This is a genomic window from Delftia sp. WSY_12 (genome assembly GCF_043104645.1).
GTDB lineage: Bacteria > Pseudomonadota > Gammaproteobacteria > Burkholderiales > Burkholderiaceae_C > Comamonas > Comamonas tsuruhatensis.
Window position 1 is genome coordinate 92,872 of sequence record NZ_JBICKW010000025.1, and the last position, 11,595, is coordinate 104,466.

An 11,595-nucleotide genomic window follows, 5' to 3' on the forward strand; every position below is an offset into this window, starting at 1 on the left:
GCCGCTATTGTCCCGGCGATATTAGGCAAAACCATTACAAAACCTCACAAACTGCGCACCGCAGCGTGTGAGGTTCTTGAAGGGCCGTCCTGTGCAGCGGTGGATTACTGCTTGAGCACGTCGGCGCCCGCAGGCACCTTGAACTCGAAGGTCGAGGCCGGCAGGGATGCCTGGGTCTGCAGCTTGCTGAAGCGGATCAGCGAACGCTGGCCAAAGCTGTCGAGAATGTCCAGCGCCGAAAGCTGCCCATCGGCTGCAAAGCCCACGCGCACGCTCTTGAGCTGGCCGTTCCTGTCCTTGGGGCTGGCCTGGACCCATTGCAGGCCATCCTGCTCGGGCGCGGACTGCAGATCGAAGTCGGCGCTCAACGCCTTGAGATCGCTGGCCGACGCCAGGATGGCGGCAGGCGTGCTGCCCAGGGCCTGGGCCTGCGCGCGCTGCGTGACCTGGTTGAGGTCGGCGTCATAGAGCCACAGCGTCTTGCCGTCGGCCACGATGGTCTGCTCGAACGGCTTGGTGTAGACGAACCTGAACTTGCCGGGACGCTGGAATTCGAATTGGCCGCTGGAGTTCTTGGTGCGCGGCGGCTGGCCATCCTTGGACGGGGCCGTGACGGCCTGGGTGAATTCGGCGCGGCCGGCCTGGGAATTCTTCATGAAGGCTTCCAGGCTCTTGAGGCCATCGGCCCACGAGGCCGTCGCGCTTGCCGCGATCACAACTGCAGTCAACAGACGTTTCATTCTTTCTCCATGATTGCGAAATGCGGGCTCATTCCCCGGCGCGCGCCGGCACCAGCACTTCGCGCTGCCCGCTGGCCGTGAGACCGCTGACCAGGCCCGCCTTTTCCATATCTTCCAGCAGGCGGGCCGAGCGGTTGTAACCAATCCTGAGCTTGCGCTGCACATACGAGATGCTGGCCTTGCGGTCCTTGAGCACCACTTCCACGGCCTGGTCGTACATGGGGTCCTTCTCGCCGTTGCCGCCGTCGCCGGACTCCGCGCCGAACTCGCTGTCGCCCTCGGCCGTGCCGCCTTCGAGCACACCCTCGATATAGTCGGCCTCGCCCTGCTCCTTGAGGTAGCCCACGACGCGGTGCACTTCCTCGTCGGACACAAAGGCGCCGTGCACGCGCACGGGCAGGCCCGTGCCGCTGGCCATGTAGAGCATGTCGCCCATGCCAAGCAGGGACTCGGCACCCATCTGGTCGAGCACGGTGCGGCTGTCGATCTTGCTGCTGACCTGGAAGGCGATGCGCGTGGGAATGTTGGCCTTGATCAGGCCGGTGATCACGTCCACGCTGGGGCGCTGGGTGGCCAGGATCAGGTGGATGCCGGCCGCGCGGGCCTTCTGGGCCAGGCGCGCGATCAGCTCCTCGATCTTCTTGCCGACCACCATCATCAGGTCGGCCAGCTCGTCGATGACGATGACGATGTGCGGCAGGCGCTGCAGCGGCTCGGGCTCCTCGGGCGTGAGGCTGAAGGGGTTGGGAATCGATTCCTCGCGCGCCTTGGCCTCGTCGATCTTGGTGTTGTAGCCCGCCAGATTGCGCACGCCCAGCTTGCTCATGAGCTTGTAGCGGCGCTCCATCTCGGCCACGCACCAGTTCAGGCCATTGGCGGCCTGCTTCATGTCGGTGACCACGGGGCACAGCAGGTGAGGAATGCCTTCGTAGACCGACATTTCCAGCATCTTGGGGTCGATCATCAGCAGGCGCACATCGCGCGCCTCGGCCTTGTACAGCAGCGACAGGATCATGGCGTTGATCCCCACCGACTTGCCCGAACCCGTGGTGCCGGCGACCAGCACGTGCGGCATCTTGGCCAGATCGGCCACCACCGGGTTGCCCACGATGTCCTTGCCCAGGCCCATGGTCAGCATGCTCTTGGCGTCGTGGTAGACCTGCGAGCCCAGCACCTCGGACAGGCGGATGGACTGGCGCTTGGCATTGGGCAGCTCCAGCGCCATGAAGTTCTTGCCGGGGATCGTCTCGATCACGCGGATGGACACCAGGGACAGCGAGCGCGCCAGATCCTTGGCCAGGTTCACGATCTGCGAACCCTTGACACCCGTGGCCGGTTCGATCTCGTAGCGCGTGATCACGGGGCCGGGCATGGCGGCCACCACATGCACTTCCACGCCAAAGTCCTTGAGGCGCTTTTCGATCAGCCGGCTGGTCATCTCCAGCGTCTCGGGCGAGACGCTCTCCTGGCGCTGCTGCGCCGCATCGAGCAGGTCCACCTGGGGCAGCTTGCTGTCGGGCAATTCGGAGAACAGCGGCTTCTGGCGCTCCTTGACCACGCGCACGCTGGGGGCTGCCGCCTCCTGCAGCACGGGCTCGATGATCTGCACGGGCTGCGGGTGCTGCACGGCGCTTTCCGTGCGCTCTTCCTGCAACACCTCTTCGCGCTCGCGCGCGGCACGGCGGCCTGCTGCCTCGTCCCGGGCCTTCTCGCGGCGCGCGAAGAGGAAATGCACCCATCCATCCAGGCGTGCGCCCATGGATTCGGCCAGATGCCCCCAGGAAAAGCGGAACACCATGGCCAGGCCGATCACGGCCACGCAGATGCCGATCAGGCCCGAACCCATGAAGCCCAGCCATTGCAGGCTGTGGTAGCCCAGCATGTAGCCAAAGACGCCGCCGGCAGGGCCTGGCAGCACGCTCTCGAAGCGGTACAGCCGCGTCCATTCCAGCGCGCAGCTTGCGCCCAGCAGCAGCAGCAGGCCACCCCAGAAACGCAGGCGCCGGCGCCACAGCGGCGGCAGTTGCACGCCATCGCGGGGCACGCCGCCCCGCAGCCAGCGGGCGAAGGAAGACATCCAGGTCTGCACCGAGGCCAGCACCAGCCACCAGATCGACATGCCGAAGCCGAAATAGCAGGCGTCGGCCAGCCAGGCTCCGACGCGGCCCATCCAGTTGGCGACCAGGCGCGCGTGTCCCGCCCCGGAGGTGGACCACGCTGGATCCTGGGGCGAGTAGCTGAACATGGAGGCAAGCCAGAACACCAGGGCCAGCAGCCCCGCCAACAGAAGCATTTCATGGCCGAAGCGCGCCACCATGCCGGGGCGCGCCGCAGACTTGGATTTGCCCTTGGCGGATGTGGAAGCGTTCAGAGCGTTCAATGAGTAGGTCATACGCAGGCGGGAGCTTACCCCAGCCCCCTCGGGCTGGCCGCAAAAACAGCCAGGACGGCCTGCTAGCGTAATGCAAGCACTTGCAACAGAACATGACGCCGCTGCATGACGGCGCCATGCCGATCATTTTTGACAATCCGGGCCATTGATCCGCATGGCAACGGGAACCCGGCTGCGGAGCGATACTCCATGGCTGTGCCCGATGTATCTTTTTTCTGCACGCCGACTGCCGGCGTGCGCCTTTTTCAAGAACTGCATCCATGTCTTCTACGCAACACGCCAAAGTCCTGATCCTCGGCTCCGGCCCTGCCGGCTACACGGCCGCCATCTACGCCGCGCGCGCCAACCTCAACCCGCTGCTGGTGACCGGCATGGCCCAGGGTGGCCAGCTGATGACGACGACGGAAGTGGACAACTGGCCTGCGGACGTGAACGGCGTACAGGGCCCCGAACTGATGCAGCGCTTCCTGGAGCACGCAGAGCGCTTCAAGACCCAGGTGGTGTTCGACCACATCCACAGCGTCGATTTCTCCAAGCGTCCGTTCACGCTGACCGGCGACTCGGGCACCTACACCTGCGACAGCCTGATCATCGCCACGGGCGCCTCGGCCAAGTACCTGGGCCTGCCCTCCGAAGAGGCCTTCATGGGCCGCGGCGTCTCGGGCTGCGCCACCTGCGACGGTTTCTTCTACCGCGAGCAGCCCGTGTGCGTGGTCGGCGGCGGCAACACCGCCGTCGAGGAAGCCCTGTACCTGTCCAACATCGCCAGCAAGGTCACCCTGGTGCACCGCCGCGACAAGTTCAAGGCCGAGCCCATCCTCGTGGACAAGCTCATGGACAAGGTCCGTGCCGGCAAGATCGAACTCAAGACCCACTTCGTGCTCGACGAGGTGCTGGGCGACCAGTCCGGCGTGACCGGCATCCGCATCAAGAGCACCCAGGATGGCCATGCCGAGGACATCCAGCTGCAGGGCTGCTTCATCGCCATCGGCCACGCGCCCAACACCGAGATCTTCAAGGGCCACCTGGAGATGGACGAGACCGGCTACATCATCACCCAGGGCGGCCTCAAGGGCTTCGCCACCCAGACCAGCGTGCCCGGCGTGTTCGCGGCCGGCGACGTGCAGGACCATGTCTACCGCCAGGCCATCACCAGCGCCGGCACGGGCTGCATGGCCGCGCTGGACGCCCAGCGCTTCCTCGAGCAGGAATAAGCGGGATGCCATCCCGCCCGCCCTGCCCTCGTGCAGGGCGGCAAAAGCCCCTGGCTGCCGCCGTGATTGGCTGGCCCAGGGGCTTTTCTCATGAAGACGCTATAATCCGTGGCTTTGCTGAATTTGAAGCGCGCCTTGCTTGCATGGCCAGGACACTTTCAGCGATGGGGTTACCGCCACCCTTTATGGCGAGGTGAGGTTGCCGGCAGGCCCTGCAGCAAATGCAGGGCATCAGCGTCGGCGGCTGTACAATTATCGGAGTGTCCTCATGGCACGCGTATGTGAAGTAACGGGCAAGAAGCCCATGGTGGGAAACAACGTTTCCCACGCCAACAACAAGACCAAGCGTCGTTTCCTGCCCAACCTGCAATACCGCCGTTTCTGGGTTGAGAGCGAAAACCGTTGGGTGCGCCTGCGCGTTTCCAGCGCTGCTCTGCGCCTGATCGACAAGAACGGTATCGACTCCGTGCTCGCAGACCTGCGTGCCCGTGGCCAAGCCTAAATCCCTCAAGGAGAAACACCATGGCTGCTAAAGGCGGACGCGAAAAGATCAAGCTGGAATCCACTGCAGGAACCGGCCACTTCTACACCACGACCAAGAACAAGAAGACAATGCCCGAGAAGATGGCGATCATGAAGTTTGATCCCAAGGCTCGCAAGCACGTCACGTACAAGGAAATCAAGCTGAAGTAATTCAGCCTGTCCCTGGTACCGACAAAGAAACCGCCCGGCGCAAGCCCGGCGGTTTTTTTGCGTCCCTCACCCGTGGCGCGCGGGCTGGCCCAGCTGCGCGCAGGCCATGGCGCCGAGATCGCGGCAGGCCTGCTCGACCACGCCATCCACGGGCAGGGTGCAGCCCAGGCGCATGCAGTGCTCGTAGCGGCCCGAGTTGGAGAACATGCTGCCCGGCGCCGTGCGTATGCCGCGCGCCAGCGCCTGCGTGAACAGTGCGGACGTGGACACGCCAGCCGGAAGCTCCAGCCACAGGCTGAGCCCGCCGGGCGGCAGGCTCAGCCGCGTTCCTAACGGGAAAAAGCGCGCCACCAGCTGCGCCATGCCCTCGCGCTGGCGCCGCAGCTGCTGCTTCAGGCGCTGCAGATTGCGCAGATGCGCGGGCGAGCCCACGCAGGCGGCCGCCAGCAACTGGGCCAGGGTCTGGGTCCCCCGGCTGCGCGCGAACTTGAGCATCTGCACACGGCCATGCCACTGGCCGGCGTTCATCCAGCCCTGGCGCAGGCCTGGCGCCATGCTCTTGTTGAAGGCCTCGCAATAGATCACATGTCCCGGCAGGCGGTCCCAGGCCTTGATGGGGCGCACGGGCTGGCTGCTTTCCACGAACAGGCCGTAGGAGTCGTCCTCGATCAGCGCCACGCCGTGGGCGGCGCACAGCTCGACCAGTCTGGCCTTGTGTTCATCGGGAATGCGCGTGCCCAGCGGCATCTGCAGCTCGGGCACGACCACCACGGCCTTCAGCCGGGGCTGGGTCTGCAGGGCCAGCTCCAGTGCCTCGAGGGACAGGCCGGTGCGCGGGCTGCAGGGAATCTCCAGCGCCTGCATCTGCAAGGACTCCACCACCTGCAGCAGGCCGTAGTAGGTCGGCGACTCCACGGCCACCACATCCCCCGGCGAGGCCACGGCGGCCAGCGCCAGGCTCACGGCCTCGGAATTGCCCGTGGTCGCCAGCACATCGGCCGGTGCGACATGGATGCCCGCCGCCAGCGCGCGCCGCGCCATGGCCCGCTGGAAATCAGGGTGGCTGCCCATCATGGAACGCCCCAGCACCAGCAGATCGGGCTGCTCGCGCAGCAGCCGGGCAGCCGCCTGGTTCAGGTAGCCGCGGTCGAACAGTTCCGGCGGCGGCGTGGCACCGCCCAGGTCCACCTGCACATCGGCCTGGCGGCCGCGCTCCAGCATGAGCGAGATGTGCTCATTGATGCCCGCAAAGTGCTGTTGTGGCAACGGCTGCACGGGCTGGCTCAGATCCGGTTCGCTGGCAGGCGCCAGCCCTGCAGGCCGGGCATCGCGCACGAAGTAGCCCACGCGCGGGCGGGCCTCGAGCTGGCCCAGATCCTCCAGATGCCGCAGCGTCTGCAGCGCCGTGGACAGGCTGACCTCGTGGCGGCGCATCAGTTCGCGCACGGAAGGCATGCGCTCGCCCGCCTTGAGCGTGCCCATCTCCATGGCCAGGCTGTAGTCGGCCGCCAGGCGGCGGTACAGGGTGGGGGCGGCGCTTGCGGCGGTCATGGGCAGGATGGAAAACGGCTGGGGATGGAAGTGCTTGACCGAGATCTTGTCTCAAAGCGCTGTTACGCAACAGATACAGATCATCAGGTCATGCAGCAGAACAGAACATGGACTGCCTGCACTGCTGCGGCGCAACAAACCATAGGCTGTGCCTGTGCCAAAGAGGGCCGAATGCCTACGCTTGGGGCCTGGAACTACAGGACACCGACCCATGCACAATGCCCACACCCGCTCTTTCGAACTGCGCCATCTCGCCCCCGGAAACGACCTGTATCTGTCCATGCAGGAGGGCTGCGAGCTGTTCTGCCGCCAGGGCAGCCTGGAAATCAGCGTCCCGCAGCAGGCCTGGGCCGATGCAGCGCCGGGGCTGACCCTCAGGCTGCAGCCGGGCCAGGGCTGGCGCGCAGGCGCGGACCTGCGGATAAGAGTCCGCTCCGTGTCCCAGGCCACGGCAGGTCTGGAACTGCAGCCGAACCCCGCAGCAAAAAGCCGCATCGCCTCCGAAGAGAAGATGCGGCCCCGGGAATGGACGCTTGCCGGCTGGCTTCGCAGCTTCAGGCGTGGGCAGCGCGCAGCTTGACCGAGAACTCCTTGAGCGCGGCAATGCCGCTGGCCTCGGCGCGATGGCACCAGGCCTGCAGATGGGCCGTCAGCTGCTCGCGCGACAGCGAGGTGTTGAGCCACAGCTGGCGCAGCTCCTCGCGCATGACCAGCATCTGGTCCAGCACGGGATGGGCGGCGCGCGCCTGGGCCAGCTGGTCCTGCGCCTGGGCGGGCACCTTGTCGGCATCGCGGTGCAGCCAGCGGCGCGCCGTCCTGAGCAAGGACAGGTCGGCCTGCTGCGCCTTGCGCTGCTTGAGCGCATCGAGTTCGAACTGCACGGCGGCACGCACGCCGCGCGCATAGCGGGCCATGACCTCGTAGCGGTTGGCGATCACGGCCTCCAGCGTCTTTTCGTCGGCCACAGGCTTGATGGCGCCCATGACCAGCCTGGGCGGCGTTTTCTTGACCTTGGCCCAGCCGACCGCCTGCATCGCCCGGATGTAGGCCCAGCCCACATCGAACTCATAGCGCTTGACCGAGAACTTGGCCGAGGTCGGATAGGTGTGGTGGTTGTTGTGCAGCTCCTCACCGCCGATGACCAGGCCCCAGGGCACGAGGTTGGTGCTGGCGTCCTGGGCCTCGAAGTTGCGGTAGCCCCAGAAATGGCCCAGGCCGTTGACCACGCCGGCCGCCCAGAACGGAATCCAGGCCATCTGCACGGCCCAGATGGTCAGTCCGATGGCGCCGAACAGCAGCACGTTGATGACCAGCATCAGAGAAGGACCCCAGATCGAATGCCGGCTGTAGAGATGGCGCTCGATCCAGTCGTCGGGCGTGCCGTGGCCGAACTTCCTGAGCGTCTCGGCGTTCTTGGCCTCTTCGCGGTACAGCTCCGCGCCCTGGCGCATCACGGTATCCAGCCCGCGCGTTTGCGGGCTGTGGGGATCGTCCTCGGTTTCGCACTTGGCGTGGTGCTTGCGGTGGATGGCCACCCACTCCTTGGTGACCATGCCCGTGCCCAACCACAACCAGAACCGGAAGAAATGCGAGGGCACCGGCCCCAGGTCCAGCGAACGATGGGCCTGGCAGCGGTGCAGGAAGATGGTGACGCCCGCAATCGTGACGTGGGTGGTGACCAGGGCATACAGCAGCAGCTGCCACCACGACAGCTGCCACAGGCCATGGGCCATCCAGTCCAGGGCAATATTCCAAACCGACGCGAAATCCACAGACATGACCCAAGCCTTTGCCAAAGCCGGCGCCCAGTGGCACCGATGCCTCAATTTTAGGCGAGCCCCCCGTGAAGGCGTTCGGCAATCTCCCGCGATTTACAGCTTATTGCGTCTGCAAGTTACGGCTTCCGGGTCCAAACGGCGGCGAAAAACCCGTCCGTCTCATGGCGCTGGGGCCACAGGCGCAGGTACTGCGTGCCGGTCTCGCCGCCGCTGCACAGCACATCGCCCCGCTCCACCTTGAGCTGGGCCAGAAGTTCTCCGGCATCCATGGCCACGAAGTCAGAGTGCTCCGCTGCAAAGGCGTCGGCGATGGCTTCGTTTTCCTGGGGCAGGACCGAACAGGTGGCATAGACCAGGCGCCCGCCCGGCTTGACCAGCCGCGCAGCACTGGCCAGGATGGCCGCCTGCTTTTGCGTGAGTTCCTCGATGGCCTTGGCCGACTGGCGCCACTTGAGGTCGGGATTGCGGCGCAGCGTGCCCAGGCCCGAGCAGGGGGCATCAACCAGCACGCGGTCGATCTTTCCGGCCAGGCGCTTGACGCGGTCGTCGCGCTCATGGGCGATGGCCGCGGGGTGCACGTTCGACAGGCCCGAGCGCGCCAGGCGCGGCTTCAGGGCCTCGAGCCGGTGGCCCGAGACATCGAAGGCGTACAGACGCCCCGTGCTGCGCATCGAAGCACCAATGGCCAGGGTCTTGCCGCCTGCGCCTGCACAGAAATCGACCACCATTTCGCCGCGCTTGGCATCGAGCATCAGCGCCAGCAGTTGCGAGCCTTCGTCCTGCACCTCGATGGCACCGCGCGTGAAAGCGTCCATCCGGGCCAGCGCCGGCTTGCCCTGCACACGCAGGCCCCAGGGCGAGTAAGGCGTGGCTTCGGCGGCGATGCCGGCATCGGCCAGTTCCTTTTGCACATCGGCACGCTTGGCGTTCAGCGCATTGACGCGCAGATCCAGCGGCGCGGCCTGCTCCATGCTCTGGGCAAAGGCCCAGAAGTCATCGCCCAGTTGCTGCTGTAGCGGCGCGACCAGCCATTCGGGAAGGTTGTGGCGGTGCGGCTCCATCAGTTCGTCGGGACGCACGGCCTCGCAGGCGTCCAGCCATTGCAGCTCCTGCGGCGACAGCGCGGCGCGCACGAAGCTGCGTGCGTCCTTGACACCTTGCTCGGTCTTGCCAGCCACGCGGGCCAGTGCCTCCTGGCTGTGGGCAAAGCCCAAAATGGCCAGCCTGCGCTCACGCGAGCCGCTGCCAGAACGCGCCAGGCTCTCAAAAAGCAGCTTCTTGCGCAGCACGGTGTAGGCGGTCTCGGCCAGCGCAGCGCGCTCGCGCGGGCCCAGGTTGCGGTTTTCACGGAAAAAGCGTGACACCACGGCGTCGGCCGGATGTTCGAAAGTCAGGGTGCGCTTGACCAGTTCGGCGCAGGCGTCGAGAAGCTGTTTGGGATGCATGGCCGCGATTGTCCCACTGCCTTGCAAATCCGAGAGGGCCACAGGTCGGAACCCGCAGCAGCCCCCGGCTGGCGCAGCTACCATGGCGCCCCATGACCAACGACGACCTGCCTCCCCTGATCCCCACGCCCCCGGGCCTGTACCGCCACTACAAGGGCGCCCTCTACGAAGTGCTTGCCACCGTGCGCCACAGCGAAACGCGCGAGTCCATGACCCTGTACCGCGCGCTCTACGGCGAGCGCGGCCTGTGGGTGCGGCCGGCCGCCATGTTCAACGAAACCGTCGTCATCAACGGCGTGGAGCAGCCCCGCTTTGCACGCTGCCCCGAAGTGGAGCAGCAGGCCTTTCAGAGCGAAGGCCTGTGAGCAGACCCTAGCCCCGCATCAACTGCGCCACGGCGCGCGGGTAGATGATGTGCTCCTGCACCAGCACGCGCGCGGCCAGTGCCTGGGCCGTGTCGCCGGGCAGCACGGGCACCACGGCCTGCTCCAGGATGGGGCCCACATCCAGCTCGGCCGTCACGCGGTGCACGGTGCAGCCGGCGAAGCGGCAGCCTGCATCGATGGCCCGCTGGTGCGTGTGCAGGCCCGTGAAGGCGGGCAGCAGCGAGGGGTGGATGTTGATCATGCGACCTTCGTAATGCGCAACGAAGCCCGGCGTGAGGATGCGCATGAAGCCGGCAAGCACGACCAGCGCGGGCGCGTGCCGGTCGATCACCTGGGCCAGCTCGGCGTCGAAGGCCTCGCGGCTGGGGAACGGGCGGTGGTCCAGCACCTCGGTGGAAATGCCCTGCTCGCGCGCGAAAACCAGGCCCGAAGCCTCGGCCTTGTTGCTGACCACGGCGGCCACGCGGGCGCCATAACGCCGCGCCCAGTCCTGTTGCTGCGAAGCACGCACAATGGCAGCCATGTTCGAGCCGCCGCCCGAGATCAGGATCACGATATTTTTCATGGGCGGCGATTGTCGCACCGCGGGCCGCGCGGCCTGCGCCAGCCCCGGCAAGGCCCATGGCCCTGCCGGGCCTTGTCACCTCTTGCCCTCAGACCCATGCCATTCGATCCCCGCTCCACCCCCTTGACCGCCGTCGAAGCCCGCGTGCTGGCCACCCTGATGGAGAAGGCGCGTACCGTGCCCGACAGCTACCCGCTCACGCTCAACGCACTGGTGACGGGCTGCAACCAGAAAAGCAGCCGCGATCCGGTGATGGAAGTCAGCGAGGGCGAAGCCCAGGAAGCGCTGGACAGCCTGCGCCTGCGCACCATGTCCGTGCAGATCAGCAGCGCACGCGCCACGCGCTGGGAACACAACTTCCCGCGCGGCGTGGGTGTGCCCGACCAGAGCGCCGTGCTGCTGTCCCTGCTGATGCTGCGCGGCCCGCAGACGGCTGGCGAGCTGCGCATCAACTCCGAGCGCTGGCACCGCTTTGCCGACATCTCCTCGGTCGAAGCCTTCCTGGAAGAGCTGCGCGAGCGCAGCGAGGAAAAAGGCGGCCCGCTGGTCGTCCTGCTGCCCCGCGCGCCCGGCGCGCGCGAACAACGCTGGGCCCACCTGCTGTGCGGCCCCGTGGACGTGAACGCGATCGCCTCGGCCCCTGCGGCAGCAGGCGCACGCGGCGATGCCCTGGCCCAGCGCGTGGTCGATCTGGAAGCCCAGGTACGCCAGCTGCAGGCACGTCTGGCACATGTCTACGCCCAGCTGGGTCTGGAAGAACCCGATCAGCCTGCCTGATATCCGGCGGCCGTGAAGCCATCAGGGATTGCCATAGGTTGTCACGCCCTGGAC

At 66.3% G+C, this 11,595-nt stretch carries 12 protein-coding genes; 6 read left to right on the forward strand and 6 right to left on the reverse strand.

Going from position 1 to position 11,595, the window contains the following annotated elements; genetic code table 11:
• Nucleotides 1–104: 104 nt before the first annotated feature.
• Nucleotides 105–740, reverse strand: a complete 636-nt coding sequence (gene lolA, locus ACF8LI_RS17215; protein ID WP_047217411.1) for an outer membrane lipoprotein chaperone LolA — start codon at nucleotides 738–740, stop codon at nucleotides 105–107.
• A 28-nt stretch (nucleotides 741–768) separates the two neighbouring features.
• Nucleotides 769–3,132, reverse strand: coding sequence for a DNA translocase FtsK (locus ACF8LI_RS17220; RefSeq protein ID WP_392413449.1), 2,364 nt, complete (start codon nucleotides 3,130–3,132; stop codon nucleotides 769–771).
• A 260-nt stretch (nucleotides 3,133–3,392) separates the two neighbouring features.
• Between ACF8LI_RS17220 and trxB the strand changes: the two genes are divergently transcribed.
• From trxB to rpmG, 3 genes are all read left to right on the forward strand, one after another.
• Nucleotides 3,393–4,346, forward strand: coding sequence for a thioredoxin-disulfide reductase (trxB, locus tag ACF8LI_RS17225; RefSeq protein ID WP_016445763.1), 954 nt, complete (start codon nucleotides 3,393–3,395; stop codon nucleotides 4,344–4,346).
• Nucleotides 4,347–4,614: 268 nt separating this feature from the next.
• The gene (rpmB, locus tag ACF8LI_RS17230; protein ID WP_012207163.1) at nucleotides 4,615–4,848 is read left to right on the forward strand and encodes a 50S ribosomal protein L28; all 234 of its coding nucleotides are present in this window, start codon (nucleotides 4,615–4,617) and stop codon (nucleotides 4,846–4,848) included.
• Nucleotides 4,849–4,868: 20 nt separating this feature from the next.
• Nucleotides 4,869–5,039: a 50S ribosomal protein L33 gene (gene rpmG / locus ACF8LI_RS17235; protein WP_012207164.1), complete on the forward strand. Its 171-nt coding sequence runs from the start codon at nucleotides 4,869–4,871 to the stop codon at nucleotides 5,037–5,039.
• 66 nt (nucleotides 5,040–5,105) lie between these two features.
• Here the strand turns inward: rpmG and ACF8LI_RS17240 are convergent, their stop codons facing one another.
• Nucleotides 5,106–6,590, reverse strand: a complete 1,485-nt coding sequence (locus ACF8LI_RS17240; protein ID WP_016451100.1) for a PLP-dependent aminotransferase family protein — start codon at nucleotides 6,588–6,590, stop codon at nucleotides 5,106–5,108.
• 211 nt (nucleotides 6,591–6,801) lie between these two features.
• Between ACF8LI_RS17240 and ACF8LI_RS17245 the strand changes: the two genes are divergently transcribed.
• On the forward strand, nucleotides 6,802–7,170 hold the full coding sequence (locus ACF8LI_RS17245; RefSeq protein WP_016445761.1) for a hypothetical protein: 369 nt from the start codon (nucleotides 6,802–6,804) through the stop codon (nucleotides 7,168–7,170).
• On the opposite strand, the gene ACF8LI_RS17250 is transcribed toward ACF8LI_RS17245, so the two are convergent.
• Nucleotides 7,145–8,368, reverse strand: a complete 1,224-nt coding sequence (locus ACF8LI_RS17250) for a fatty acid desaturase (protein ID WP_016451099.1) — start codon at nucleotides 8,366–8,368, stop codon at nucleotides 7,145–7,147. The two genes, ACF8LI_RS17245 and ACF8LI_RS17250, sit on opposite strands and share 26 nt — an antisense overlap.
• Before the next feature lie 116 nt (nucleotides 8,369–8,484).
• Nucleotides 8,485–9,813: an RsmB/NOP family class I SAM-dependent RNA methyltransferase gene (locus ACF8LI_RS17255; protein WP_017405190.1), complete on the reverse strand. Its 1,329-nt coding sequence runs from the start codon at nucleotides 9,811–9,813 to the stop codon at nucleotides 8,485–8,487.
• A 92-nt stretch (nucleotides 9,814–9,905) separates the two neighbouring features.
• Here ACF8LI_RS17255 and ACF8LI_RS17260 point away from each other — a divergent pair, with 92 nt between their 5' ends.
• Nucleotides 9,906–10,178, forward strand: coding sequence for a DUF1653 domain-containing protein (locus ACF8LI_RS17260; protein WP_047326585.1), 273 nt, complete (start codon nucleotides 9,906–9,908; stop codon nucleotides 10,176–10,178).
• A 7-nt stretch (nucleotides 10,179–10,185) separates the two neighbouring features.
• Here ACF8LI_RS17260 and purN read toward each other — a convergent pair whose 3' ends face one another.
• The gene (gene purN / locus ACF8LI_RS17265) at nucleotides 10,186–10,764 is read right to left on the reverse strand and encodes a phosphoribosylglycinamide formyltransferase (RefSeq protein WP_034364124.1); all 579 of its coding nucleotides are present in this window, start codon (nucleotides 10,762–10,764) and stop codon (nucleotides 10,186–10,188) included.
• A gap of 96 nt (nucleotides 10,765–10,860) precedes the next feature.
• On the opposite strand from purN, the gene ACF8LI_RS17270 reads away from it, so the two are divergent.
• Nucleotides 10,861–11,541, forward strand: coding sequence for a YceH family protein (locus ACF8LI_RS17270; RefSeq protein WP_016445756.1), 681 nt, complete (start codon nucleotides 10,861–10,863; stop codon nucleotides 11,539–11,541).
• Nucleotides 11,542–11,595: the final 54 nt, after the last annotated feature.

Coding starts and splice junctions, on each gene's coding strand:
- lolA (WP_047217411.1), bottom strand. CDS start 740: ATGAAACGTCTGTTGACTGCAGTTGTGATCGCGGCAAGCGCGACGGCC.
- ACF8LI_RS17220 (WP_392413449.1), bottom strand. CDS start 3,132: ATGACCTACTCATTGAACGCTCTGAACGCTTCCACATCCGCCAAGGGC.
- trxB (WP_016445763.1), top strand. CDS start 3,393: ATGTCTTCTACGCAACACGCCAAAGTCCTGATCCTCGGCTCCGGCCCT.
- rpmB (WP_012207163.1), top strand. CDS start 4,615: ATGGCACGCGTATGTGAAGTAACGGGCAAGAAGCCCATGGTGGGAAAC.
- rpmG (WP_012207164.1), top strand. CDS start 4,869: ATGGCTGCTAAAGGCGGACGCGAAAAGATCAAGCTGGAATCCACTGCA.
- ACF8LI_RS17240 (WP_016451100.1), bottom strand. CDS start 6,590: ATGACCGCCGCAAGCGCCGCCCCCACCCTGTACCGCCGCCTGGCGGCC.
- ACF8LI_RS17245 (WP_016445761.1), top strand. CDS start 6,802: ATGCACAATGCCCACACCCGCTCTTTCGAACTGCGCCATCTCGCCCCC.
- ACF8LI_RS17250 (WP_016451099.1), bottom strand. CDS start 8,368: ATGTCTGTGGATTTCGCGTCGGTTTGGAATATTGCCCTGGACTGGATG.
- ACF8LI_RS17255 (WP_017405190.1), bottom strand. CDS start 9,813: ATGCATCCCAAACAGCTTCTCGACGCCTGCGCCGAACTGGTCAAGCGC.
- ACF8LI_RS17260 (WP_047326585.1), top strand. CDS start 9,906: ATGACCAACGACGACCTGCCTCCCCTGATCCCCACGCCCCCGGGCCTG.
- purN (WP_034364124.1), bottom strand. CDS start 10,764: ATGAAAAATATCGTGATCCTGATCTCGGGCGGCGGCTCGAACATGGCT.
- ACF8LI_RS17270 (WP_016445756.1), top strand. CDS start 10,861: ATGCCATTCGATCCCCGCTCCACCCCCTTGACCGCCGTCGAAGCCCGC.